Genomic DNA, 25,552 nt, shown 5'->3' on the forward strand with positions numbered 1-25,552 from the left:
AATAATAAACTAGTTTGAAACGAGGAAATTACATGGAGAAAATTATCAAAAACAAGCCCAATAAGCTAAAAATTGCTTCAAAAGCTTTGATGATTATTATTGGGGCATTTATCACAGCGTACGGATTAGAAGCAGTATTAATTCCAAATAACGTATCAGACGGTGGTGTGACTGGTTTAAGTATCGTTAGTTCAAGATTATTTGGATTGCCATTAGGAGCTCTAATCGCAGTTATTAACATTCCTTTCGTTTGGTTAGGATATAAGCAAATCGGTAAAAGCTTTGCTATTTATTCCATTATCGGGATTGCTTCATTAGCAATAGGTACCGTTGTCATGCACGGAATACCAGCTATTATTGAAGGCGATACATTATTAGTTACAGTTGTTGGTGGTATTATTATCGGTTTCGGTATGGGACTAGCATTACGTAACGGCGGGGCATTAGATGGAATCGATATGCTAGCTGTATTGCTTTCTCGTAAATTACCATTTGGAACGAGTGACCTTATTTTATTCTTAAACATGTTCGTATTTATTTTCGTATCAACAGTATTTGGCCTTCAAGGAGCTATCCTTTCGGCAATTGCTTACTTTATCGCTTCGAAAGTCATTCATATCGTTGAAGTTGGTTTAAGTGGTTCGAAAGCATTTAAAATCATTACGAAAGAGCCTGAATTAATGGTAGAAACCATTCGCGATCGTTTAGGCCGAAGTGCAACATATAACGAAGTATACGGTGGTTATTCAAGAGAGAAATTTAAAGAAATTTCTTGTGTAATTAACCGTTTAGAAGAAAGTAAAATGAAAGAACTTATTAATGAAATCGATCCAAATGCCTTTATTACAGTTTATGATGTAGCAGAAGTAAAAGGCGGTAACTTTAAGAAACGCGATATTCATTAATCATTATGAATAAAGAGGGTGTGCCAACATTTTTGCACACCCTCTTTTTATTATACTACCGTTGTCAGTTTTTGTCGGTAAGTCGATATATTTCAATAATCGCTGATATGTTTGGAGTTACGATCGATATATCCTGATAATCGCGTATATATTTGGAGTTGCGGTCGATATATTCTAATAATCGCGTATATATTTTTACTCTCCCCATCTTCTTCCTCTCTTAATCCATGCTACGTATTTTTGAAAGGCGGGCACTTCTTGTTGAAAACGAAGCGGAACATATAGAAAAAGAGTACATGTACATAGTATCCATAGAATACCTACTACAAAGTGGAATTTCATCGTTGTGCTAATAAACAAACTGAGAAATAAGACGAGGAACATAATTACACTAAATCTTTTATACATAGTCATACTAATCCCTCCTTATACATTAATTGTACCAGCTACAAGGAATTAATTTCCACAATAAAAAGACCGAAAAGCAACTTCCACTTTTCGGTCTCTATAACTATCTTCTCTTCGTAATTTTTCCTGAACCACCGACCCTCGTTTTCGGAGGAGATGTATTCCTTGGCGGCGTTTTAATAGAAGATTTCGGCTTCACATCTGATCCGCTCGAGCCACCTGGTGTTTTTGTAATTTTTCCTTTGCTTCCAGTAGAAGGCGGAGGCGTACTACCTCCTTTTTTCGTAATACTTCCTGTATCTCCTACGGAAGGTTTCGAATCTACATTATCGCCTCGCTTAATGATAGATCCTTTCCCTTCCTTCGTAATTGGAGGCGGGGTTTTCTTTTCTTCTTTCGTAGGCGGTCTCTCTGGAATAACCGGTTTATGATTTTGTCTGTCATTATATCCGCGATAATCACCGTATGATGATTTTCGTGAACCGAATATATCGTTTAAAATACTTCCCATAATATATCCTTGCAGGAAGGACGGTTGGTAATTTTGACGGACAAATTCTTTATTACTTATTTCAATTAACGTATCAGAAGGTTTCTCTTTATCCTTTTGCAGGTTATAAATCTTATCAGAATAAACGAGGAACATTTGATTTTCGTCTTCTTTAGATGCTTGCTTCGGTTCTCTTTCATTAATGAGTTCCTTTGCGACTTCAGGAACTGACCGATTGGCGGCCCTATACACGTAAGATTCTTGTTTACCTTCTTTTGCGACAGATTCTAGTGGATAACGGTCTTGAATCGACTTTGTCTGTCCGCCTTGACAACCTGATAAGGCATATCCAGCAACAACAAGTAATAGAACGATAGCAAATATAGGGATCACGAACGATTTAATCATGGTAAACAATCGGTTTGACATGATTACGCCCCCTTACGTTGCTCTTATAATTTGTACATCAGCAGGAATAATTGCTTCTCCCTCATACATCATTGTGCGACCATTTTGCCATTCAATACGCAATAATTTTCGGTTATCTGATTGGAATTCCCATACATGCTGTTCCTCTGAAGCAGAGAATGGTGTTTTCCCCATCACAACAACACGTCCGTTATATTGCTCTTCCATGTGGTACTCCGTATCATCCATTTCAATTGTTGTCGGAATTTCATCAATCGAATCTAAACGACCATCAATTGGTGTATATAATTTGTAATACGTATTTTCACGGTCTTCAATTTTTAAATAACGAATATCTTTCCCGTCTTGCAGTGTTAAAACAATTTCTTTACGAGAATGCATACTCGTTTTCCCAGTTAATTCGTACATGACTAATGAAACTTCAATCATATCGCCAGGAGCTAACGTTAATAAACTCTTCTCCGGTTTCGGCGGCTCTGGGCTCTTCATTATATTTTTAATTCGTTTAAATAAACTCATGATTTACCCCTCCTTCTCTCTTTATAAACAAGCACCTAAAATAAGTGCACCAACGATATGTAATGATCCGGCCAACATCGCATGCGCAACACTGCCTTCTTTCGTGCCTTCTTCTAAATCTAAACCAGACATTTTCTTTAACACAAATTCGATAAACATTTCTACCACTAATAAAATAACGAAAGAAACTGCTGATGCAAGTAGCGCTTGCCATAAGTCATTTGCTTTCGTTATCGATTGAGATAAAATGTACCCTTGCGCGAATAATTTCATAACGAAACGCGTTGTTACAGCTGTATTCCCATTCTTTATTTCTTTTAAATCATTGTATTTAGTAAAAATTGAATCAACCCACATAATTGCAAATAAAAGTACTGCACTCGCTCCAGTCCATACAAGCATGGCTAACACATTTGTCCATGTCATTGCAAAACCTCCTCTAAAGAGTAATAGAAAACCGACATGAATTCTCTTCAGACATGTCGGTTTCTTTGTCTATTCTATATTATTTCTCATACTGCTTCATAATACGAGCTAATTCATCGTCAACAGCAGAATTTTTGTTTAAGCTTGCGAATTCATCATCTAATGACTTTTCTTTTTTATAAACTTCGCCACTTGCTTCTGCTTCAGCCTCCAATTGAAGAGCTTTCTCTTCCATACGGCTTAAACCAGCTTTTGCTGAGTTTGAATCAAATCCAGACATCGCCTGATTAATATTCTTTTGTGCTTTCGCCGCATTTACACGTGCTACAAGTGTTTCACGTTTATTTTTCAGCTCTGTTAATTGCTTACGCATTTCTTCTAACTTCAGGCGAAGATTATCAGCAGCAGCTTTGTTTTGCTCATAGCTTGCTTTATATTCATTCATCTTTTGCTCTGCATTTTGTTTTTCTTCAAGAGCACGACGCGCAAGGTCAAGATTGCTTGCTTGAACAGCCATATGAGCTTGCTCTTCACGTTTTTTCACAAGTGCTTCTTGCTCTTCAAATAATATTTTGAATTTCTTCTCAAGTGCAATTTGAGCTGCTACACTTTTCTCAGCTTCTTGTACATCCGCTTGCATATCGCGTAAATATTGATCCGTCATCTTAACTGGATCTTCCGCTTTTTCAATTATTGAATACACATTCGACATTGTTAAATCTCTTAATCGCTTAAATACAGACATCCAAATTCCTCCTATGATATACCTCATATTTCAAATTCACTACTTGGAAAACTGAAAAATCTCCCTTTACAGTAAAGAATATTCATTTTTACAGCCTATGTGTTTATTATAACAAAACTAATATGTCCTTACATGTTATTTCCAAAATACAGCCAATATAATATGACATTCCAGATAAAACATTGTATTCCTAATATCTTCTCATTAACCCTCTTCAAAATTGACTTATTTTTATGCAATTTCACTAAATTACACTATTGTAATGTTACTGTAAGCTAACTCGATAGTTTCGTTTCAATATTTCTTATACACTAATACCAGAAGCAACAAACAAGCTTCTCATCATTTCAAGACTAATACAAAAATGTATTTATTATAAAACAGATAAAAGGAGAAATCATCATGAAAAAATTAGTAGGAATCGGATTAGCAGCAGCAATTTCATTCGGAGCATTATCAGGTTGTTCTTTATTAGGAGAGAAAGCGAACGGCTTTGTACTATACGGGACAGATGAGCAAGTTCAGAAAATTACAGATCAAAATAAAAAAGAAGTGAAAGAAAAAGACTTCTATAAAATGAAAATGACAACATTAGAGGGTAAAAAAGTTCTTGTCATGGATAAGAAAACTGGTGAAGAACTCGTGAAGAAAGAGTTACTTAGCAAAGTTAATGAAAAAGACGACACGAAACCACTTGATAAATTACCAGCTGTAACAGCTGAGCAAGGTGTATTATTTGCTAAAGAAAAAGTAGAAAATGCTACACTTGATGGAGCAAAATTAAAATACGAAGGCAATACAATTATCGGCAGTGGCCGTGCTTATGCAGATATGTTCGCAATTGTTGATGACGCAACTTACAGCAATGTAAAAGGTGATGAAAAATCTGTTGGGGTATTAAAATTCGATAAAGATCCAAGTAAAGAGTTCCCTGGAAAGAATGGAGTAGAATCATCACAACTTGTAAAAATTAAAAAGTAAAACAAAAAAGCTTTGCGAAATTCGCAAAGCTTTTTTGCTATTTGTGAGCGATTTGCTCCATATCCGGACTACAAGTTTGCGACTGACACGATTTATTTAAAGAACATGCTGCGCATTTTCCCTTTTTACTTCTCTTTACAAAATTAACTAACGTGTATGCTGCATAACCAAAAATGATAGCTCCAATTATAATATTGACCATCATCACAATACATCTCCTTCTAGAATCCGAGTAAGGATCCAACTTGGTATATAATGAGCGTTAATACATAAGCAACTACGAGTGGATACACGACTGAGAAAATCGTCCATTTCGCTGATCCTGTTTCACGTTTAATAACAGCTACTGTCGCTAAACACGGAACATATAATAAGATAAAGAACATAAATGCATAAGCTGATAATGCTGTATAATGTGCTCCCATTACGTTTCCAAGCACATCTTCTTTCACCGCATAAATAATTGCCATTGTAGAAACGACAACTTCTTTTGCTAAAAACCCTGTTAAAAGGGATGCTGCAGCTTGCCACGTTCCAAAGCCAAGCGGTGCAAATAATGGTGCAATAAATCCACCAATCATCGCTAAGTAACTGTCTCCCATATCAACACCAAACCCTGATGGACCTGCATAGTTTAATAACCAAATGACAACAGAACCACCAAAGATGAATGTACCTGCTTTACGAACAAATCCTTTTCCTTTCTCCCATGTGCTCAGCCATAACGTTTTCGCTTGTGGCACACGGTAAGGCGGTAGTTCAATAACGAAAATAGATTTTTCCGCTTTTAAAATAGTAAGCGACATAATTTTTGTAACTAATAATGCAAGAACAATCCCTGCAACATATAAAGAAAATACAACAGTTGCCTGACTATGAGGGAAGAATACTCCCGCAAATAATGCATATACAGGTAAACGTGCTGAACAAGACATAAATGGCGTTACAAGAACTGTAAGTAAACGTTCTTTTTCTTGTTCAATCGTTCTCGCTGCCATAATACCTGGAACGTTACATCCAAAACCGATAATCATCGGAATGAACGCTTTTCCGTTTAAACCGAAGAACTCCATAATTCTATCCATAACAACTGCAATTCGCGCCATATATCCTGAGTCTTCTAATAATGAAATGAAAAAGAATAGTGCAAAGATTTGTGGAACGAATACTAATACCGCACCAACACCAGCAATAATACCTTCTGTAACGAGCGCTTGAATAAAGTCAGAAGCACCAATACTTGTGAGTCCAGCCGTTACCCAATCCGTAAGCTGTCCGCCAAAAAATCCATCTAACATATCAGATAAAGGTGTACCAATCCACGTAAACGTAACCTGAAAAATAAAAAACATAACTGCTAAAAAGATTGGAAGTCCTAAAATTTTATGTGTAATTAATCTATCAATTTTTTCCGAAAAAGGAATTTTTCCTTCTTTCTCATGCTGCATAACATTTGTTTTTAACTTTTCAATATACGCTTCACGAGTTTTGTAAATATGCTCTTCCAACGTACAATCAAGTTTTCCTTCTAAGCAAGATCGAATGGCTACAAGTTCCTTATAAATTGGTAATGCTTTCATTTCTTTTTCTACTACTTCGTTATTACTTAAAAATTGAAGGGCTAACCATCTCGGATGCTTATAATTCACTGTCTCTAAAAGAGCGATTACCTCTCCAATTCCTTCATCCATTCGTACACCATATGAAATAATGAATGGCTGTTTCTCACTTTTGTCATTTTCTTTAAGAGTCGCAAGTAGTTCTTCACAGCCTTTTCCGCTTCTTGCAACGACAGGAACGACTGTTACACCTAATAGCTCTGATAATCGTTTTACATCAATTACAATGCCTCGTTGCTTTGCCACATCGACCATATTTAATCCGATTGAAACTGGCTTTCCAAATTCAAGTAATTGCAACGTTAAATGCATATTTCTCTCGAATTGCGAAGAATCCACTATATTTAACATATGATGAAATTCGTCTGTTAGTAGAAAATTCGTAACGACACCTTCATCACGCGAAACTGGATTTAAATCATAAACACCTGGTAAATCAATTAATGTTCCTTGCTTATCTTTTAATTTACCAACCTTCTTTTCTACTGTTACACCGCTCCAGTTTCCTACATATTCATAAGAACCAGTAAGTGCATTAAATAATGATGTCTTCCCTGTATTCGGATTCCCTAGCAAAGCTACCTTATTCACGCTAATTCCACCTTTATCATTTTCGCGTCACAATGACGAATACTAATTAACTGTCCACGACACTCCAATGTACAAGGACCTTTAAACATCGCTTTCTGTTTCAGGCGAAGTTCGCTTCCTTCAGCAAGACCGAAAGCAGCTAGTCTACGCTTTAATAGCTGATCTAAAGACTGAATACTTTTTACTAACACTTTCTCTCCAATTTTAATATCTACTAAGCTCATAACCTTCCCCCTCAGAAGAGAATGATAATTATTTTCAAAAAAATTATAGCATACTCTATTTCTCTTGTACTATACCCTTTTGCTTCATATTTATTAACATTTCGCTACAATTCTATTTCAATTATTGTCATACTGTATTCGTTTGCCATTCTCATCCATTTCGCTTACAATAAACAATAGCAAATAAAGAATCTCGTTATCACTGGGGGAGCCATGCCGCTGAGAGGGAACACTTCGTTCCGACCCTTCGAACCTGTTAGTTAATGCTAACGCAGGGATTGTGCAAACGTCCGAAATACATACCTCTTTTTTATTTACGTATTTCGTATCCTCCTATGATATCTATTCTTTTTTGTACAACTTGGATTTAGGGGGAGACAACATGCGTAACACCAATTTACAAGCGATGATCGAATCTGCAATTCTTGCAGCCTTCGCTCTGGTCATCGACATTTTACCATTATCAATTAAACTTCCAACAGGCGGTTCCATTTCATTTGCTATGATTCCTATTTTTATTATTGCATACCGCTGGGGCTTTAAATCAGCTTTCTTAGGCGGTTTAGTTTGGGGACTATTACAAATTGTCGTAGGAGATGCTTACATTTTAACACCTATTCAAGCATTCATTGAGTACTTCATTGCCTTTGCTTTTATCGGATTTGCTGGCTTATTCTATCGTCCAATTCAAAAAGCACTTTTAACGTCTAATGAAAATAACTTAGAACAATCAAATTTAGATAGCCGTAAAGACAAACCTTCTTCAAAACAAAACGAAGGTAAGAAAGTTCTTGGTTATATTATCCTTGCTACATTTATCGGTAGCTTTGCTCGCTATTTCTGTCACTTTATTGCTGGTATCATTTTCTGGGGACAATATGCACCGAAAGGTCAATCAGCTGTGCTATATTCATTAATCGTAAATGGTAGTACAATGATTGGTTCCTATATTCTATGTACCGTTTTACTTATATTTTTATTCCTTACTTCACCACGCTTATTCAAGAGCATCACTGCTTATCAAATAAATGCAAACAAAAAGAGCGCTTCATGAGCGCTCTTTTTTTCATATTGTAATATCAATTAAAAAAACAATAAATGCACAAAAGAAAATAAATACCATTATACTTAGCCAATTGCTATGCACGGTTCATCGACTCCTTACATAACCTCATTTTCTAACCAGATTATATCGCTTAAAAATAAAGATTAGGTAAAGATAATATGAAAATAAGTTAAAAAAGCGTAGATTACATTGTCTACGCTTTTTTCGGTAAATAGAAGTAAAATAATACACCATCTTCTGTATTTTCTGCCCCATATTCAACATCATGCAGTTCTAAAATATTCTTTGAAATGGCAAGCCCAAGCCCAGTTCCACCTTGTGAACGTTGACGAGCTGCATCCACACGATAAAAACGATCCCAAATTTTATCTAATTGCTCTTCTTCAATGTGAGTACCTTTATTTTCAATACACACTTTTATACGATCCTTCTCATCTATTGTAGAAATAATAATGTCCTCTTTATTCGGTGTATAACGTATGGCATTCGTAATGAAGTTCACGATGACTTGTTCAATCCGATTTTGATTTGCGACTACTTCAAATGAACATATATTTTTATACACATGAAGTTCTTTTTTCTCTATGTCCACAGAAAGGTGTTCACATATATCTTCAATTACTGTATCGATATAAAATGCATCCTTTTTCATTTTATATGTGCCTGATTCAAATTTAGCTAACTCCAGCATATCCAAAATTAAAGTATCCATTTTATCTACTTCTCGTTCCATTGCTTGAAAATAGTATTCTTTTTTATGCTCAGCTACTCCATCTTTTAAAATAGAAATACAACTTTTCATAATACTCAGTGGTGTTTTTAATTCATGCGAAACACCAGAAATGAATTCTTTCCGCGTCTTTTCTAATTTTCTTTCCTTTTCAATATCTTGTTCTAGCTGTCCAATATGGGAATGGAGTTTATTGGATAATACATTAATATTTTTCGATAAATCACCAATTTCATCTTTTGAAGTAATCGGTATTTTTTCTGTGAAATCTAAATGCGCTATTTTCTTCGTTGTATCATTTATTTTTAATAACGGCTTTGCAATTTGTTTTGAGTAATAGAACGAAGTTAGAAAAATGAGAACGACTACAAAAGCAATGATATAGATATAGTAATCTTGCACCATTTGTACAGCTTCATCTACAGGCTGTAAAGAAGCCATCGCATAAATATATGTTATCGATCCGTCTTTTTCCTTCATTGGTTTCATTAATAATTTATATTTAATATCATTTTTTTCATAATCCATTGTCTTTGTTGAATACTCTATTTGATTACTTTCTTTTAGTAATACATCCGTTTGAAACTCTTTTATGCTATCTAAAAATAGACTATTTTTATAAATTGGATTTACAAGACCTTTTACATCTGGAAACTGTACTTTTGTAACAAACCCACCTATGTAAGCATCTGGTTCTTGGGCAGCTTGCTCCTGAACAGCCGGCTTCTTTTCCTTACCTACTTGTTCCTCAGCTGCTTTCTTTTTCTCCCCATCTAATTTACTCATTTTCTCCTTAAATGCTTTTTCTAACGGTTTATTAGATCCGCTTAAATTCTGCTTAGATAACGAGAAAGAGAATGGAATAAAACTATCTTCTTTTTTCAATCCAGCAAAATAAATTCCTTGGCCTAGAAACTGATTTGATGATTTATTATCAATCTCTTCTATATTGACGAGATTGTATAAAGGAATTTTGAATATTTGTTGTCCAAAGCTCTTTTGTTGCCTATGATCTATCGTTACCTCAAAATAGAAATCATCCGCATGTTTTAAATTCCCGTTCTGATCTAACGTCGTAATCCACGTATTATTTTCTCTTAAAAAATCTTGCTCCAGCTTCTGAATTCCTTCTGCACTTCCTGCATAGTTCAAATAATTCTTCTCAAAGGAATTTAAATTCACTTTAATATCTTCTACTTTTCGGTTCGCATAATATTGTTTAAAAAATATCGTTTGTCCAATAAATATCGTCGCTAAAATTAACATGCATAATGCTGTTGTGAGAGTAAATAGTTTTAGTACAATCCCTTTTCTCATACATTCCCCTCAAATTTATAACCGGTTCGCACTACAGTTGTAATGTACTTTGCTTTCTCTCCTAATTTATTTCGCAAGTTACGAATATGACTATTCACTGTGCGATCATCCCCAGCAAACTCATATCCCCAAATTCTTGAAATTAATTGCTCTCTTGTTAGGACAATTCCTTGATTTTTCATGAAATACACTAATATTTCAAACTCTGTATGTGTTAATGTAATATTTGCTCCATCAACAGTAACAGTACGTGACGGAAAATGGACATGAATGCCATGAATTGATAACGTATCATCTTCATTCTCTAAAGGTTTCTTTGCTACTTTTCTACTTTCTAATAACCTTTTCGCTCTTGCTAATAAAATTGGTGGGCTATACGGCTTCGTCACATAGTCATCCGCCCCAAGTTCAAATCCAAGTAACGTATCGTCTTCATCTACACGTGCCGTCAGCATAATAATAGGAACCTCAGATGTTTTACGAATTCTTCGACAAACAGACCATCCATCAAGTTCTGGCAACATAATATCTAAAATAACTAAATCAACCTCTTCTTCCTCAAATACAACTAAAGCTTCTTTCCCATCTCTTGCTTCAAACACTACATATTGCTCGCTCAAAAAATAATCTTTTAAAATTTCACGCAAAATATCTTCATCTTCCACAATTAAAATGTTTTTTGACATAACTTATGTATCCCCCTCTCGCTTTCAGAAACTACAACTTCATTTTGAATAACTAGCCTTTAACTTCGCCTCGATAATATATCTATCTGGTGCATCCCCTATATAATTAAATGGATAGCAAGTCGTCAGTGTTAATATCGATTCTTCTTTTTTTATAATAACAGTACGATCATCCGCATGGGTAATCCATATCTTTTGAATTTCATATGTGTAAGTTTTATTATCATACTCTAAAACAAGAGTGTCTTTTTCTTTTAACTCTCCTAAATCTGTAAATACAGTATCCCGGTGTCCACTCAGTACAGTATGTCCCCCTCCAGATGGCGTTGTCGTTAAATCACTAACGAACATTCCAACTCCTTTCTTCAACGTTGCATCATCCGCTCCCCAGTATATAGAAAACTTCTTCTTTATTTTCGGTATATTTAACATCGCTACCTTTTCTCCTTCTTTATGTTCTGTTTGAGAAGAAGGTACTTGAGAAGTTACAGGTGTTTCATGAGAAAGTTGATTATGTTGTATATTGTTAAGGCTCTTTATTTCTTCTTTCGTTAATTGCCCGGCAGAGCTTTTTCCTTTATACCATTCCATAGCGTAATATGATCCCATAAATAGCCCTATAGCCATCAATATGATACCGATATAATTGAGTAACTTCATGTTTCATCCCTCCATGCCAAAAATGGTAGGAATAACCTACCATTTTTAATATATGAAATTATTCCATTCTTTATAGGACAATATTTTATTTACGCCTTAACTTTATTGCGACGATTCAAACCAAATAATGTACCTATCGCTACAAGACATGCGCTTAGTGCCATCATTGCTACATTATTTGATGCTGTGTTTGGTAATTTTTCACCTTGTACAGCTGGCTTCGCTACTTCTTTTTTTACTGCACCATTTTTTTGTTGTACTTGTGCTGCTTCTTTTTTTGCCATATCATTTTTCAACTGTTCTTGTGCTGCTATCTTTTTCTCTTCTTCACTCTTTTGCGTGGCTTTTATCGCTTCCTCTTTTTTAGCCATATCACTTTTTTCTTGTACTTGTGCCGCTTGCTTTTTCTCTATATCATTTTTTTGCTGTTTCTTAATTGCTTCTTCTTTTTTAACTTTATCTTGCTGCAATTGCGCTGCTTCTTCCTTTGTTAATGTTCCAGTAGATGCACTCGCTACTGAAGAATATCCTACTGTTAAAAGTGCCATTGCACAAATTGGTAATAGTTTCTTTTTCATTTTATTTCTCTCCTTTTATACGTTTTACATCACTTCGCATCGGATGTATCACTAGAATAAACAAGAGATATAAATATAAAATGCAGATGAAATATATTTCATTTAAAGATTTCATTGTAGAAAAATTAAAAAACATCGCAATATATACGATGTTTTTTCGGGTGTGTGTCTCAATATTTACATGTTACTTTCGCGTGATTTAGAAGTAGAACGGGCCGGAGCGATAACTAATTGTCTCGGCTCAGTTTTCTTTAAGTGATTTTTGACGTTACACTTACGACGTTGAACAACCCACGCTTTAATAGGGTTTGTCAAAATAATCTTTTGCTCTTCGTTAGGGGCCTCTTCTTCAAACCTACAACTTTCGCTCCATTTATTCCATTTCATTGTAAATTTAGAAGAAGAATGATCGTCTTCTCGATCAAACAAGTGCAAAAAATCCATTTCGCCAGCTAGCATTACGGTGTTGCTAGTTGCTAAAAAAGAAAAGGTCGTCCAACGTTTCTCCATGCCCTCCTACTCCTTTTTCACATATAGAGTGCCTAAAACTTAATTTACCTAAAATATGTTTGCCTTTTACCTTACACCTATAGTTTATCCAAAACACTACTATGCAACTATCGATTTGCCTTACAACTACCTTACATTTTTGTAAGAAACAAAAAACCTTCACTCTCTATACGTGAAGGTTTCTCAGTTCTCATCTATATGATCTTTCATATGATCGACTCCAGCTTCTTGCAGCTGTGACATCATACCGTGGGAAATTGCGCCTAATACTAAAGTCATTCCAATTAGTGAAATCCGAATCGCTGGTACATCAATTATGTAAGCTAAACTGCCAAGAACAATTGTTAAAAACAATGCTTTTATAAATGTTGCACTTGTATACTCTTTCTTTCTCATCATAACCACCCTTTTGGAAGCGTTTTCTTGATATAATCAGTATATCATATCATCTGACTATTTTGTGGGGATTTCTGTAAAAAACTTATATCTTCTTTGACTTTTCCCTTTCTTTCCTTTACAGTCGAAATGTTCACAAGTTTTACACTGTAGGAGGACTCCAATGAATCTTGAAATAAAAGATACTTTAATTTCTGAAGAACAATTACAAGAAAAAGTAAAAGAACTAGCACTTCAAATCGAACGTGACTTTGAAGGAGAAGAAATCGTAGTAATCGCTGTATTAAAAGGATCTTTCGTATTCGCTGCCGATTTAATTCGTCACATTAAAAACGATGTAACAATCGACTTTATTTCTGCATCTAGCTACGGAAATCAAACAGAAACAACTGGAAAAGTAAAACTATTAAAAGATATCGATGTAAACATTACTGGAAAAAACGTAATTGTCGTAGAAGATATTATCGATTCTGGTTTAACACTTCACTTCTTAAAAGATCACTTCTTTATGCATAAACCGAAAGCATTGAAATTCTGTACGTTACTTGATAAACCTGAGCGTCGTAAAGTGGACTTAAAAGCTGAATATGTTGGCTTCCAAATTCCAGACGAATTTATCGTTGGCTACGGTATCGACTGCGCAGAAAAATATCGTAACTTACCATTTATCGCTTCAGTTGTAACGGAATAATATAATAGAATAAACTTCCACCATCAATTACTGGTGGAAGTTTATTTTCTATCACGATTCGTAAAAGACAAAGGGAGAGAATAAAAATGACAAAGACAAAATTTGAAAAAGTACTCCTCATCGTAAATCCAAAAGCAGGGCAAGGCGATTTACATACGAACTTAACGAAAATCGTACCACCTCTTGCAGCAGCCTTTCCTGACTTACATATCCTTCATACGAAAAAGCAAGGTGATGCAACAAAATATTGTCAGGAGTTTGCTAGTAAAGTAGATTTAATTATCGTCTTTGGTGGTGACGGCACTGTATTTGAATGCACAAATGGCTTAGCACCTCTTGAAACTAGACCTACACTTGCAATCATTCCAGGCGGAACTTGCAATGACTTCTCTCGTACGCTAGGCGTTCCGCAAAACATCGCAGAAGCGGCAAAACTCATTACACAAGGGCATGTAAAACCAGTTGACGTCGCAAAAGCAAATGACCTACACTTCTTAAACTTCTGGGGCATTGGACTTGTCTCTGAAGTATCAAACAATATCGATGCGGAAGAGAAAGCAAAGCTTGGAAAAATCGGTTACTATTTAAGCACCATTCGAACTGTCAAAAATGCTGAAACATTCCCCGTAAAAATTACGTACGATGGACAAGTATATGAGGACGAAGCCGTCCTTGTTATGGTTGGAAACGGTGAATATCTTGGCGGTATCCCGTCCTTTATTCCAAACGTAAAGTGCGACGACGGAACACTTGATATTTTTGTTGTAAAATCAACAGGCATTCAAGCGTTTAAAGACTATATCGGAAAGAAACTATTTGAAGACTCAAATGAAAATGACATCTTCCACGTAAAAGCGAAATCCATTCATATTGAAACAGAAGAAGAAAAAGAAGTAGATACAGATGGAGAAAGCTCGCTTCATACACCTTGTCATATTGAACTATTACAAGGACACTTTACGATGATTTATAATCCTGCGGTTGTGTAATGAAAAAAGACGAGCTAAAATGTTAGCTCGTCTTTTTTCTTAGAAAGGTTTTAGTCTACTCTTTCATTTTTAATATGAGTTTTCGTAATCAAACTCCACCCAATTTTTCCAGTGCGTATTAGAATCCTTATTCACAATAATGCTTGGATCTTTCTTCTCTATTGCAGCGGCTACTGATTGGAAGAATTCATTTTCACTAGAGTATAACATAGACATATTTGTTTGCGAAATTCTAATAATATTGCTAAAAAAATAGCAAAGTTTCCTATTTGCATGCCCTAGTTCTTTTTAGATACAATGAAGGAAAGAAGCAGCTTAATACAAGGGAGAGGACAAACTTTGTTCAACCAACAGTTAGTTAATTTACGCATTGATTTTGCATTTAAACAATTGTTTGGTACGAATGGTAGTGAAGATATTCTAATTGCATTTTTAAACGCTATGTTACAAAAGTCTTTAGAATCATCCATTGCTTCTCTACAACTAGAAGATCCACATTTACATCGGGAATGAACTTTTTACCTTGGTATATTGAAGATGGGTGGGGACATTTAGGATTATTATTTACATCCTTTATTTTCTTACTTTGCTTCTTTCAATCTTCGAAGCTTCATAAAAATGGAAAGTTAACTACACTACAAAAGTTTATTCCACTTGCTTCTGCCATACTTTCAATCTTCGTTCTTATCACTCCATCAAGTGATTTTATGACTGTATTAGCTAATCTAATTAATACAACCATATTAACAATTTATATAACTGTATTTCAGACAACACCTAATATAAGTAATAAGGAACTATTAGATTAAAAGGGAGAGTTATTTTACAAAATAACTCTCCCTTTTATACTACTCTCAATAAGCGTAAACCTTGATTCTATTTACTTACTCATCACTGTACTTCTTCTTTGCTTATACAAATAAGCACCACTCGCAACAACAAAAACAAGCCCGCCAAAATACACGCCATACTCTATCGCAATCGATACAATCTTGTTAATGTGTTGTCCAAATAATGAACCGAGCACAAAGTAAACGAGTGTCCAAACAAATCCTGTCGTATAGGAATACAAAGCATATATCCTAAATGACATGTTATTCATTCCAACTAAATACGGTACGATATGTCTTACAACTGGTATGAAGTAACTTGTGACTAATGCATAGTGACCATATTTCTCTACCATTTGTTGAGATTTTAAAAGATAGTTCGCCTTTTTCTTTTTCATTAGCTTATCAAGTACCTTCGTACCAAATATTTTTCCAAATATATACCCTAAAGATAGCCCTGATACAACGCCTAAATATGTTAATAAAAATGCAGGAATGACACTTAATATCCCTAGTGAAGATACAAAGCCACCACTCATTACGATCATTTCGTCTGGAATTGGCATACCGATAATACCTAACCATAAACAGAAAAATAATGCCCAATAACCGTATTGTTCAATATAAGATAATAATTCATGTAATTCCATTATGCATATGCTCTCCTTAGCTCTTTTTTACAGCTAAAGACGTACGCTGGTGGGAAATTGAGCCACACTTTTTCTAGTGTAATTTCAGGGAAGAAAAGCTGTATAAATCCTTTTTTCACAAGTGAATATTGAAATGTAATAAATTCACCGTTCTCGTGTATTGCTTCCATTACATTATTTAAAATGCCCTTTGAAACTTCTTCTGGTAAAGAAGTAAAAGGTAATCCCGATAAGACGTAATCAACGCATTCTATATGGAACTCTTCCATATACTTCTTTATATTTTCCGCGGAACCGTGTACAACAATGACATTCTGCTCATTCTTAAACTTTTTCGTTAACTCTTTGCAAAACACTTCATTAATTTCAATAAGAAGAAATATTGTTTCCTTCTTCTTTCTCTTCATAATTTCGTAACTACTCAGCTTCTTCAAATAAAAAAACAGGCCAAATACATGTTTCCGATTCGAAAACATGAAAAGAAAATACTCCAATAAGAGAAAGAATCTAGATCAAATAGAGAATTTCTCTTATGAAGTTGTGCGATTCAAAGGAACCGTTCCGGTTTCTATAACCTGGCCTATTGCTCGTAAGACAGATTGTTTTTGTTTTTTCATGGTAGTTATAAAGCTTCGTATCTGACAAAAGGATTCTGCGCCTTTCTTACTTCGAAAAGTCCCAGACACTTTCTGTTTGACTTTCGTCATTCGAATATCCCGTTCCGCTTGATTATTGTCAAATGGAATGTCTGGATGTTCCAAGAATGCTAGAATTCTATCAGCATATTTGACGAAGCGATTCCATAAATTTTGAGCAGGCGTCTGCTTTCCTTTCTTTTTTAATTTTGCAGAAAAGACTGGTTGTTCTTTCAATATGGCTTGATAGACAGTAAACAGATTCTGTTGCTTTGCTTTTGGCAGACTTCCTTTGTATTGTTTTTTCAGCGTTAAAGCTTGCGTGAGAAATTTCTGCATCTGTTGAGCCCATTTTTGCCCCGTACTATCTATAATTCCTTGCAAATCTCGTAAGAGATGGGCATTGCATAATACATGTCGACAATCTGTATACGCATCATACGATTTCCAACCATCATGCATCGCAATTCCAGAAAAAGACGGTAAAATTCCGCCTGCATCCATTGCTTCTTTTCCGCGTTTTTGATGAATATGTTGCAAGGTCACCTCCGGTGTACTAGCGGTATGTAACCATTGTGTTTTATTTTTTACTCGCATACCGGTTTCATCAAAATGGACAACAGAAGACTGAAGGATCTTGTCTTTTACTTCTTGAAGAAAGGGCTGCAATTGAGCCGAAAAACTGTTTGTATGATTGACTAACGTTCCTTCACTAATCGAATGCCCAAAATAATCTTGAAAGAATTCTTTCGTTCGTTTCAAAGAAAGACACTGATAATGCGTTAAATAGGGAATCAGTCTTTTTATATTTGGACCATATTGAACAGGACGAGAGACAGTAGAAGGAAATTGTGATTCTTGGATAGAATGGCAATGTGGGCATTCTTTTTGTGACACTTTATGTTCTGTCACTTCTATCTGGATAGGTGGTAAATCATACACTTGGCGAATGCGGTATCCTTTTACAGGTTCTTGGTGTAAGGAAGTGTTACAACAAGTACAATGTGTAGGAGAATAGGTAATCGTATGGTCCGGAGTCGTTGTCAAATAAAGCGTATGTCCTTTGTGGCCCAACTGGCCACCGGTTTGACGATGAGACGGTTTGCGCAAACTTTTTGTAACGGGCTTACCCAAACCATCTGTAGAAGGTGGATTATGACTATTTTTGGAGTTTTTTTTTGAAGCATTTTCTAGTTCTTGTATACGTTTTTCTAACTTAGAAAATGTTTCTTCAAATAAAGAAATAACAGCTTCAGGTCCTTTTTTATATGCATCTAAAATGATTTTTCGATGGATCATCCTATTCACCTCCCTGTTTGATATACTCAGTATTTACAAATGGGAGGCATATGAAACAAGTAAAATAAAAAAAGACACCAAAAGGTGGCTGAGTAGTTACATAATTTCTTTCGTGAAAACCCCTGTACCAGGCCCTAACTCTACGATGCATTTCGCTCTATTAAAATCAATTACATCTACCATTTTCTTTGCTAATATTTTTGAACTTGGCGCAATTGCACCAGTATGTTTCGGATGTTTAATAAATTCATGTAAGAATGTTATGAGTTGCATGTAACCCTCTCCCCATTCGTTCAATAGTTTTTAACTTGTTTCTAAGTATAACTATCGTTTCTTAACAAAAATTGAGGAGATTTCTTAAGATTTTATGAAGAATGAAAAAAACAGCTACCGCTTATAGCGATAGCTGCTCACTTATTATTTCGCACTCACAATCTTATAGTAAGAACGAACTGTTAAGAAGTAATATCCGATATAAATGACACCGTATACTCCGATACTAATTAGGAGTGGAATCATAATCTCAAATGGTAATATGTTCCCTAAACCTTTTAATGCAAACAAACTGTGCAAGATTCCGATTACTAATGGAATCGCAAAGATAAAGCTTACTTGTTTGGCAATAGCCTTTTTCATCTCTTGTTTCGTTACACCGACTTTACGAAGTACAACGTAACGCTCACGGTCAGCATTTGCTTCTGTTAATTGCTTGAAGTAAATGATAGATCCTGTTGCTAGTAAGAATACAAGACCTAAGAACATTCCAATAAACATCATTAATCCTGTTCCTTCAAGCCCCATATGGAAACCAGTATAGAAATCTCTAAACGATGGTACCATTTCTGATTCACCAGCTGGCATCACTTTTGTTAATTTTTCTGTTAATACTTTACTGTTTTTTTCATCTTTTACATCAATATTTTTTACAACACGTGTTCCAAATGCTTGCTTCGCTTGTTCATACATTTCGTCTGAAATGACAACAACTAGTTCACCTAAGTTTGTAATTGCATTATTATTTGCCTCTTTGATTGTTAATGTCTTCGTTTCGTTTCCAATTTGGAATACCGCTTTATTGCCTCTATATTGAGGACTAAACTCATATCCTTCCAGATAAGAACTATCATATATAAATGCTTCGCCAGTAGCTACATTCACTGTTTCCGCATCAATCTTTTTAGCAAGTTTATTAAATTCTGACTGAGACATAAACTGATATTTCTCTGAGATTCTGTAGTTCATATTAAGGATGAAATCAACTTTATCTCCTTCAAACTTTCCTTTTACAGGAACCGTCTCAACTTCAAATTGATCTTTTACAGGGTGATCCTGCTTCTCTTCTGCAAGAATCGTATTTACTTTCTTATCTAGCTCTGCATCTTTTTTCTCATATGAATAGCTGTATGGTGTAAATGCTTTTGATTGTGTAAATGTGTTGTAATACATCGTAACTGACGTACCAACTGCTGTTAATGTTACTGCACTTAAAATAGAAATTGTCGCAAGTGACTTTGCATTCCCTTTAATACGATATAGTAACTGTGATGTCGTTACCATATTCATACCGTTATAAAACGATGATTTATTATTTCTTGCACGCTTTAATACGAATACTGTAAAGAACATAAATAGTAAGTACGTACCTAATACCGTCGCAAGTAAAATATAAAGTGCAACTGCCATAAAGTCTGCATACTTAACTGCCTTCATAAACATTAAAGCTAAGAAATAACCTGAACCGATTAAGAAAACTGAAATTAATGCCATAATTACAGATCCTTTTGGCATTGCTTCCCCTTCACGTTCTGCGCGGAAAAGCTCAATTAGCTTAAATCGGTAAATTAAACGATATCCTTGAAGTGATGTATACAATATAATTACAAAGAAAATAATTGCCGTATCAACAATTGCAGCTATCGGCACTTCAAAATGAACATTTAAATTTAATCCCATCATACTTACTAATAACTCAAGGAATAGTTTTGAAAGGACACTACCGATCGCAATCCCGATAATTAAAGACATTAATCCCATTAACATATTTTCATAAAAGAGCATTTTACCAATCTGTCTTTTTCGAATACCTAATAAGGAATATAGTCCAACTTCTTTTTTACGCTTCCTTGTAAAGAAACCGTTTGAATATATAATGAACACCGCTACGAAAATAATTAGCATGACACTGGAAACTTGGAACGCCCCACTAATTTTTTTAGAAGCTTCCGCTGCTTTTTCCATTTGTGAATTATACTGCAACGCCTTAAATGTAAAATAAATGACGATACTAAAGATCATAGATGCAAAATATACAAAGTAGTCTTTAAAGTTCCGCTGTATGTTGCGGAGGGCAATGCTAGATAAGGTCATCAGCCATACCTCCGGAAATGGAAGACATCACGTCAACGACTTGTTGGAAGAACTGTTTACGCGTTAATTCACCGCGGTGCAATTCTTTATATAACTCACCATCTTTAATGAAAATAACTCGTTTACAATAACTCGCCGCAAACGCATCGTGCGTTACCATTAAAATTGTAGAGTTATCATATTCATTTAACGACTTCATACTTTCTAATAAATCTGTTGCAGATTTAGAATCGAGCGCTCCAGTCGGCTCGTCCCCGAAAATCATACTAGGATTTGTAACGATCGCACGCGATGCTGCACAGCGCTGTTTCTGTCCACCAGATACTTGATATGGGAACTGACTTAAAATATGATCAATACCGAATTTCTTTGAGATTTCAAGAACGCGGCGATCAATCTCACTCGCTTTCACCTTTGATAACGCAAGAGGTAATGCAATGTTCTCTTTCACCGTTAACGTATCTAATAAGTTATAATCTTGGAAAATGAAACCTAAATGATCGCGGCGGAATAACGCTAACTTATCATCATTCATTTTCACGATATCTTTTCCATCAATTAAAATTTCACCGTTCGTCGCATTATCAATTGTAGAAAGAACGTTTAATAAAGTCGTCTTACCCGAACCAGAAGGTCCCATAATTCCAACGAACTCACCCTCTTTTACTTGTAAGTTAATACCTTTTAACGCTGCAAATTTATTACCACCCGTGTCATACACTTTTTCAATATTTTTTGCTTCTAACACTGTTTTCATCTCGACATCCCTCATTTCTTCTATTCTCTATTTTCAACTATATACAATCTCTACTCTTGCCACTATCGATGTTTCTTACACAAACATGACAGTTATGTAAGGCACATAAGTAAAGATATAAAAATTTAACCTACTGAACGAAAGTACTTTGTTACTATAACATTGGGATATCATGCCATCCATTCATTCTCCTTACAGGAACATTACAATTTTGTAAGGTTAAAAATGTACCCTACAAATTTGTGCATGAAATGTCGGATAGACTTAATTTGTTCCTGCTATTCTATTTAACAAGGAGGTCATAATATGGATTCACTTAAAAATATGAATACTGCAATGCGCTATATTGAAAACAACCTAACAAATGAAATTGATTTTAAAGAAGTTGCGAAGCTAGCTTACTGCTCGGAATATCATTTCAAAAGAATGTTTTCTTTTCTAGCTGGCATATCACTATCAGAATACATTCGTTGTAGACGTCTTACTCTCGCTGCTTTTGAACTAAAAAATAGCGATGCGAAAGTCATTGATGTCGCTATCAAATATGGGTACAACTCACCAGATTCATTCTCTCGTGCCTTTCAAAACTTGCACGGCATAACACCTTCAGAGGCCCGAAATAGTAGTCATTCCTTAAAAGCCTATTCACCAATGACCTTCCAGCTATCGATTCAAGGAGGAAACGAAATGAACTATCGAATTGAAGAAAAAGAATCCTTTCAAATTATTGGTATTACAAAACGCGTACCAATTGTATTTAACGGTGTAAATGAAGAAATTGCTTCTATGTGGAAAAGTTTAAATCCAGAATCCATTCAAACGTTAAAGTCACTTTCAAACATTGAACCGAATGGAATCATTAGTGCTTCTACCAACTTTTCTGAAGAAAGAATGGAGGAAAAAGGAGAACTTGATCACTACATTGGAGTAGCTACAACGAAAGATTGTCCAGAGCAATTCGCACAACTTGAAGTCGCAGCTTCAACGTGGGCTATATTTGAAGCTGTCGGTCCATTTCCTGATGCCCTGCAAAATGTGTGGGGGCGCATTTATTCCGAATGGTTCCCTTCTTCGAACTATGAACTAGCGGAAGGGCCGGAAATATTGTGGAATGAACAGAAAGATACATCCTCTCCAAACTTTAAAAGTGAAATTTGGATACCGGTTTTAAAGAAATAAAAAATAAAGCTGCTCTTCCTTAAAAGGAAAAGCAGCTTTGTTTACATTTTTAGTTCTTTTTTAAACGCGACATAAGAATATCCCATCGTTAATCCTACTGCACCAATAATAATTCCAACCATTACGAAAGATTTCCACGTTACTGGTACAAAAACACTTAAAATCATAATAATCCCTAATGCAACAAACACCTTTCCGCTAAAACGATGCGTTTTTCTCCACACTTCTTCGTTGCTTAACGTCCACGGTGTTTTTATACCTACAAAGTAATTTGGTTTACATTGTGGTAAATAGTTTCCGATGACTATAAATAAAATACCAACTAATAATTCAGGCACTCGATTAATGAATAAGTTGTATCCTAATCCACTTGTAATAATATCTATATTTCCTACAAATAGTAGCAATAATACTCCATTATTCATCATCATAAAAGCTTTAGAAAATTTCTCGTAATTTGCTTTCTTCGGGTCAATCTTTGGTAATACATTTAAAAATATATATAACATGATCATAATTCCAACCATCGAAATCATTCTATAAAGTTTAGAAGAATAGCCATCTACCTTACCACCACTCCAATGCGTCGCAATTGTATCCGGTAAATGTGGCCAAGCAAACGCCCAAGCTAAACAAGTTATAACAATTAATAAAATTGCAAAAAGATGCTTCCTCATTTCCCCTCTCCCCCCCCTATTCGTAAACGTAAACACCCAAGTCAACAAATCTTGAAATACGGTTGTGTTTAAAGAGTACATAACGAACTGCCCTTTTTTTTCATCTTGAATAAGTTCAGCATTTTTAAGTGCGTTTAAGTGGTGTGAAATACTTGGCTTTGTCATATTGAAATGTTCAGCAATCTCACCAGCGGTTAGATCACCTTCTTTTAATAAGTCTAAAATCTTTCGCCTTGTTGGATCTGCTAATGCTTTGAATGCTTGATTCAATGTCTTTCTTCCTTTCACTAATTAGACATTTAGATATTTATCTAAATGTTAAAATGATTTCAGTTAATTGTCAATTATACATACGCCCTTTTTACTTTTCATGCTTTTGACCTATACTGTTTACTAGCTTATCTTTCAACATAATGAAAAGACTTGAAACACATGATACACTATAGCTACAATTGTTTTTTTAGGAGGAATATACATATGTATAAAATTTTAATCGTTGAAGACGATCCAAATATTTCATCATTACTACAATCTCACATTCAAAAATACGGCTATGAAGCTGTTGTTGCGGAGAACTTCGATGATATTATGGAATCGTTTAACGCAGTGAAACCCCATCTTGTTTTACTTGATGTAAACTTACCGAAATTCGATGGTTTCTACTGGTGCCGTCAAATTCGCCATGAATCTACTTGTCCAATTATTTTCATTTCAGCACGTGCTGGTGAGATGGAACAAATTATGGCGATTGAAAGCGGTGCGGATGATTATATTACAAAACCATTCCACTATGACGTTGTAATGGCGAAAATTAAAGGTCAATTACGCCGTATTTACGGTGATTATGCACCAAATATTTCTGAACGTATCGTTGAAGTAGAAGGTTTAAAACTATTCCCAGAACGCCCAGAAATTCATTTCGGTGCTGAGCAAGTTCTTTTAACGAAGAAGGAAGCTATTTTAGCAGAAATGTTATTATCTAAATTCCCTCGTACAGCGAGCCGTGAAGATTTACTAGCTGCCCTATGGGACGACGAAAGCTTCGTTGAAGAAAACACATTAAACGTAAACATTACGCGTCTTCGTAAAAAGTTCAATGAGCTTGGTATTGAAAATGCTATTGAAACAGTACGTGGACTTGGGTATCGTTTTAACGCAACTTGGAGTGAATAAGCATGAAGCTATTTTTACGTGATCATTTTGCATTTTTTCTACTATACGTATTAAACTTCGGTATCATTTTCGTTCTTTATGATGCAGTAGATGGATTTCAAAATAACAAATTTTACTTCGTCGTTTTAAGTTTATATTTATTCATTTGTTTCCTCGCTTATCGTTACGTTCGCAATCGTAGAATGTACCATAGATTAAGTGAGCAACCAGAGAAAATGGAAGATGCGTTTATTGAAAGAGCGACTGCTCCGATGCCTCACGGTGTAAATGAACTCGTGCGTGCGCAGTATCGTCTATTTCAAAAAGAACTACAATCGTATGAGGTAAAACAACAAGAACATCAATTATTCATTAACCACTGGGTGCATCAAATGAAGACACCTGTATCTGTTATGCAGCTTATGGTGCTCGAAATGGAAGATGAACATTTGATTCCGAAATTCAAAAAAGAATTAGAACGATTAAATCAAGGACTCGATATGGCTTTATATATGGCAAGGTTAAATAACTTCCATGAAGACTTCCATGTTGAGACGATTTCATTAAAAGATACGGTAACAAAAAATATTAACGGATTAAAAGAACTATTCATTCGAAACGGAGTCTTCCCTGTTTTAGAAGTTCATTCCGATTTAAAGGTTGCTTCTGATGCGAAATGGCTAAAATTCATTATTTATCAGTTAATGACAAATGCAGTTCGTTACTCTGGTGAGCGCGGAAAAAAAGTTTTCTTATCTGCTTACCGAAACGGAAAAGATATTATTTTAGAAGTTCGCGATGAAGGTGTTGGTATTCCGCAAGAAGATATTCGAAGAGTATTTGAACCGTTTTACACTGGGAAAAACGGTCGCGCATTCGGAGAATCTACTGGTATGGGACTTTATATTGTAAGTAAAATTTGTGATTATTTAGGTCACTCTGTCAAACTAGATTCTGAAGTTGGTAAAGGAACGACGATTAAAATTATCTTCCACAACGCTGCAAATAATCAAGCAGAAACTGCGGAGAAGGTGACCGAAGCATGA

28 protein-coding genes, 5 pseudogenes and 1 riboswitch are annotated in these 25,552 nt (G+C 35.1%); of the genes and pseudogenes, 10 read left to right on the plus strand and 23 right to left on the minus strand.

Annotation, left to right across the window (positions count from 1 at the left end; genetic code table 11):
- Positions 1-32 precede the first annotated feature (32 nt).
- Positions 33-905 carry a YitT family protein gene (locus tag QCI41_RS14625; RefSeq protein WP_000411241.1) on the plus strand — a complete coding sequence of 291 codons (873 nt, stop codon included), beginning with the start codon at positions 33-35 and terminating at the stop codon, positions 903-905.
- Between the two features lie 195 nt (positions 906-1,100).
- Here the strand turns inward: QCI41_RS14625 and QCI41_RS14630 are convergent, their stop codons facing one another.
- The 5 genes from QCI41_RS14630 to QCI41_RS14650 all read right to left on the minus strand — a co-directional run bounded on the left by QCI41_RS14630 (position 1,101) and on the right by QCI41_RS14650 (position 3,922).
- Positions 1,101-1,319, minus strand: a complete 219-nt coding sequence (locus tag QCI41_RS14630; protein WP_000180096.1) for a hypothetical protein — start codon at positions 1,317-1,319, stop codon at positions 1,101-1,103.
- 97 nt (positions 1,320-1,416) lie between these two features.
- Entirely contained in the window at positions 1,417-2,232 is an 816-nt protein-coding gene (locus QCI41_RS14635) for a DUF4247 domain-containing protein (RefSeq protein ID WP_353837215.1), read from the minus strand.
- Between the two features lie 12 nt (positions 2,233-2,244).
- A complete protein-coding gene (locus QCI41_RS14640) occupies positions 2,245-2,751 on the minus strand; it encodes a DUF4178 domain-containing protein (RefSeq protein WP_000051749.1) in 507 nt (168 codons plus the stop codon).
- 21 nt (positions 2,752-2,772) lie between these two features.
- A complete protein-coding gene (locus QCI41_RS14645; protein WP_000220323.1) occupies positions 2,773-3,177 on the minus strand; it encodes a DUF350 domain-containing protein in 405 nt (134 codons plus the stop codon).
- A 79-nt stretch (positions 3,178-3,256) separates the two neighbouring features.
- Positions 3,257-3,922 carry a PspA/IM30 family protein gene (locus QCI41_RS14650; protein ID WP_000110279.1) on the minus strand — a complete coding sequence of 222 codons (666 nt, stop codon included), beginning with the start codon at positions 3,920-3,922 and terminating at the stop codon, positions 3,257-3,259.
- A gap of 402 nt (positions 3,923-4,324) precedes the next feature.
- Between QCI41_RS14650 and QCI41_RS14655 the strand changes: the two genes are divergently transcribed.
- Positions 4,325-4,903, plus strand: a complete 579-nt coding sequence (locus QCI41_RS14655; protein WP_353837214.1) for a lipoprotein BA_5634 family protein — start codon at positions 4,325-4,327, stop codon at positions 4,901-4,903.
- Between the two features lie 37 nt (positions 4,904-4,940).
- Here QCI41_RS14655 and QCI41_RS14660 read toward each other — a convergent pair whose 3' ends face one another.
- From QCI41_RS14660 to QCI41_RS14670, 3 genes are read right to left on the minus strand one after another with little or no spacing between them, the layout of a single operon-like run.
- The gene (locus QCI41_RS14660; protein WP_000989597.1) at positions 4,941-5,108 is read right to left on the minus strand and encodes a FeoB-associated Cys-rich membrane protein; all 168 of its coding nucleotides are present in this window, start codon (positions 5,106-5,108) and stop codon (positions 4,941-4,943) included.
- Between the two features lie 16 nt (positions 5,109-5,124).
- Positions 5,125-7,113 carry a ferrous iron transport protein B gene (gene feoB / locus QCI41_RS14665; protein ID WP_353837213.1) on the minus strand — a complete coding sequence of 663 codons (1,989 nt, stop codon included), beginning with the start codon at positions 7,111-7,113 and terminating at the stop codon, positions 5,125-5,127.
- Positions 7,110-7,337, minus strand: coding sequence for a FeoA family protein (locus QCI41_RS14670; RefSeq protein WP_000060512.1), 228 nt, complete (start codon positions 7,335-7,337; stop codon positions 7,110-7,112). The genes feoB and QCI41_RS14670 overlap by 4 nt, the downstream gene beginning before the upstream one ends.
- A gap of 194 nt (positions 7,338-7,531) precedes the next feature.
- Positions 7,532-7,633: riboswitch (TPP riboswitch) on the plus strand.
- An 86-nt stretch (positions 7,634-7,719) separates the two neighbouring features.
- Between QCI41_RS14670 and thiT the strand changes: the two genes are divergently transcribed.
- Positions 7,720-8,391, plus strand: a complete 672-nt coding sequence (gene thiT, locus QCI41_RS14675; RefSeq protein WP_353837212.1) for an energy-coupled thiamine transporter ThiT — start codon at positions 7,720-7,722, stop codon at positions 8,389-8,391.
- Positions 8,392-8,596: 205 nt separating this feature from the next.
- Here thiT and QCI41_RS14680 read toward each other — a convergent pair whose 3' ends face one another.
- The 6 genes from QCI41_RS14680 to QCI41_RS14705 form a co-directional block, all read right to left on the minus strand.
- Positions 8,597-10,450: a sensor histidine kinase gene (locus QCI41_RS14680; protein WP_353837211.1), complete on the minus strand. Its 1,854-nt coding sequence runs from the start codon at positions 10,448-10,450 to the stop codon at positions 8,597-8,599.
- Entirely contained in the window at positions 10,447-11,136 is a 690-nt protein-coding gene (locus QCI41_RS14685) for a response regulator transcription factor (protein ID WP_353837210.1), read from the minus strand. Before QCI41_RS14685 ends, QCI41_RS14680 begins: the two co-directional genes overlap by 4 nt.
- A 39-nt stretch (positions 11,137-11,175) precedes the next feature.
- Positions 11,176-11,796, minus strand: a complete 621-nt coding sequence (locus tag QCI41_RS14690; protein ID WP_353837209.1) for a class D sortase — start codon at positions 11,794-11,796, stop codon at positions 11,176-11,178.
- An 89-nt stretch (positions 11,797-11,885) separates the two neighbouring features.
- Positions 11,886-12,374 carry an LPXTG cell wall anchor domain-containing protein gene (locus QCI41_RS14695; protein ID WP_353837208.1) on the minus strand — a complete coding sequence of 163 codons (489 nt, stop codon included), beginning with the start codon at positions 12,372-12,374 and terminating at the stop codon, positions 11,886-11,888.
- 177 nt (positions 12,375-12,551) lie between these two features.
- Positions 12,552-12,884, minus strand: a complete 333-nt coding sequence (locus QCI41_RS14700) for a hypothetical protein (RefSeq protein ID WP_046199459.1) — start codon at positions 12,882-12,884, stop codon at positions 12,552-12,554.
- Positions 12,885-13,067: 183 nt separating this feature from the next.
- The gene (locus tag QCI41_RS14705) at positions 13,068-13,283 is read right to left on the minus strand and encodes a hypothetical protein (RefSeq protein ID WP_002096247.1); all 216 of its coding nucleotides are present in this window, start codon (positions 13,281-13,283) and stop codon (positions 13,068-13,070) included.
- A gap of 160 nt (positions 13,284-13,443) precedes the next feature.
- Between QCI41_RS14705 and hpt the strand changes: the two genes are divergently transcribed.
- Both hpt and QCI41_RS14715 read left to right on the plus strand, forming a co-directional pair.
- Positions 13,444-13,971 (plus strand): hypoxanthine phosphoribosyltransferase, encoded by a 528-nt coding sequence (gene hpt, locus QCI41_RS14710; protein WP_001047287.1) that lies wholly within the window; start codon positions 13,444-13,446, stop codon positions 13,969-13,971.
- Positions 13,972-14,057: 86 nt separating this feature from the next.
- The gene (locus tag QCI41_RS14715; RefSeq protein WP_000167910.1) at positions 14,058-14,960 is read left to right on the plus strand and encodes a diacylglycerol/lipid kinase family protein; all 903 of its coding nucleotides are present in this window, start codon (positions 14,058-14,060) and stop codon (positions 14,958-14,960) included.
- 69 nt (positions 14,961-15,029) lie between these two features.
- On the opposite strand, the pseudogene QCI41_RS30690 reads toward QCI41_RS14715, so the two are convergent.
- Positions 15,030-15,158 (minus strand): annotated as a pseudogene (locus QCI41_RS30690) (DUF7003 family protein); the annotation flags it as partial.
- Positions 15,159-15,299: 141 nt separating this feature from the next.
- Between QCI41_RS30690 and QCI41_RS14720 the strand changes: the two are divergent.
- Together QCI41_RS14720 and QCI41_RS14725 are read left to right on the plus strand one after the other, a co-directional pair.
- A pseudogene (locus QCI41_RS14720) lies at positions 15,300-15,470 on the plus strand (PD-(D/E)XK nuclease family transposase); the annotation flags it as partial.
- On the plus strand, positions 15,470-15,769 hold the full coding sequence (locus QCI41_RS14725) for a hypothetical protein (protein ID WP_353837207.1): 300 nt from the start codon (positions 15,470-15,472) through the stop codon (positions 15,767-15,769). The pseudogene QCI41_RS14720 and the gene QCI41_RS14725, both read left to right, overlap by 1 nt.
- Before the next feature lie 71 nt (positions 15,770-15,840).
- Here QCI41_RS14725 and QCI41_RS14730 read toward each other — a convergent pair whose 3' ends face one another.
- The 6 genes and pseudogenes from QCI41_RS14730 to QCI41_RS14755 all read right to left on the minus strand — a co-directional run bounded on the left by QCI41_RS14730 (position 15,841) and on the right by QCI41_RS14755 (position 21,498).
- Complete coding sequence (locus QCI41_RS14730; RefSeq protein ID WP_353837206.1) at positions 15,841-16,440, minus strand: DedA family protein; 600 nt, start codon at positions 16,438-16,440, stop codon at positions 15,841-15,843.
- Positions 16,440-16,853: pseudogene (locus tag QCI41_RS14735) on the minus strand (class I SAM-dependent methyltransferase); the annotation flags it as partial. The gene QCI41_RS14730 and the pseudogene QCI41_RS14735, both read right to left, overlap by 1 nt.
- A gap of 117 nt (positions 16,854-16,970) precedes the next feature.
- Complete coding sequence (tnpC, locus tag QCI41_RS14740) at positions 16,971-18,374, minus strand: IS66 family transposase (RefSeq protein WP_353836579.1); 1,404 nt, start codon at positions 18,372-18,374, stop codon at positions 16,971-16,973.
- Positions 18,375-18,473: 99 nt separating this feature from the next.
- A pseudogene (locus QCI41_RS14745) lies at positions 18,474-18,647 on the minus strand (SAM-dependent methyltransferase); the annotation flags it as partial.
- A 144-nt stretch (positions 18,648-18,791) separates the two neighbouring features.
- Positions 18,792-20,741 carry an ABC transporter permease gene (locus QCI41_RS14750; RefSeq protein WP_353837205.1) on the minus strand — a complete coding sequence of 650 codons (1,950 nt, stop codon included), beginning with the start codon at positions 20,739-20,741 and terminating at the stop codon, positions 18,792-18,794.
- Entirely contained in the window at positions 20,728-21,498 is a 771-nt protein-coding gene (locus QCI41_RS14755; RefSeq protein WP_000859654.1) for an ABC transporter ATP-binding protein, read from the minus strand. The genes QCI41_RS14750 and QCI41_RS14755 overlap by 14 nt, the downstream gene beginning before the upstream one ends.
- A 306-nt stretch (positions 21,499-21,804) precedes the next feature.
- Between QCI41_RS14755 and QCI41_RS14760 the strand changes: the two genes are divergently transcribed.
- Positions 21,805-22,677, plus strand: a complete 873-nt coding sequence (locus QCI41_RS14760; RefSeq protein WP_353837204.1) for an AraC family transcriptional regulator — start codon at positions 21,805-21,807, stop codon at positions 22,675-22,677.
- A gap of 41 nt (positions 22,678-22,718) precedes the next feature.
- Here QCI41_RS14760 and QCI41_RS14765 read toward each other — a convergent pair whose 3' ends face one another.
- Both QCI41_RS14765 and QCI41_RS14770 read right to left on the minus strand, forming a co-directional pair.
- The gene (locus QCI41_RS14765) at positions 22,719-23,354 is read right to left on the minus strand and encodes an SdpI family protein (RefSeq protein WP_353838832.1); all 636 of its coding nucleotides are present in this window, start codon (positions 23,352-23,354) and stop codon (positions 22,719-22,721) included.
- Positions 23,355-23,624 (minus strand): annotated as a pseudogene (locus tag QCI41_RS14770) (autorepressor SdpR family transcription factor); the annotation flags it as partial.
- Positions 23,625-23,831: 207 nt separating this feature from the next.
- Here QCI41_RS14770 and QCI41_RS14775 point away from each other — a divergent pair.
- Both QCI41_RS14775 and QCI41_RS14780 read left to right on the plus strand, forming a co-directional pair.
- Positions 23,832-24,527 (plus strand): response regulator transcription factor, encoded by a 696-nt coding sequence (locus tag QCI41_RS14775; RefSeq protein WP_000276736.1) that lies wholly within the window; start codon positions 23,832-23,834, stop codon positions 24,525-24,527.
- Positions 24,528-24,529: 2 nt separating this feature from the next.
- A complete protein-coding gene (locus QCI41_RS14780) occupies positions 24,530-25,552 on the plus strand; it encodes a sensor histidine kinase (RefSeq protein WP_353837203.1) in 1,023 nt (340 codons plus the stop codon).

It is taken from the genome of Bacillus cereus group sp. MG4 (assembly GCF_040460055.1).
GTDB lineage: Bacteria > Bacillota > Bacilli > Bacillales > Bacillaceae_G > Bacillus_A > Bacillus_A wiedmannii.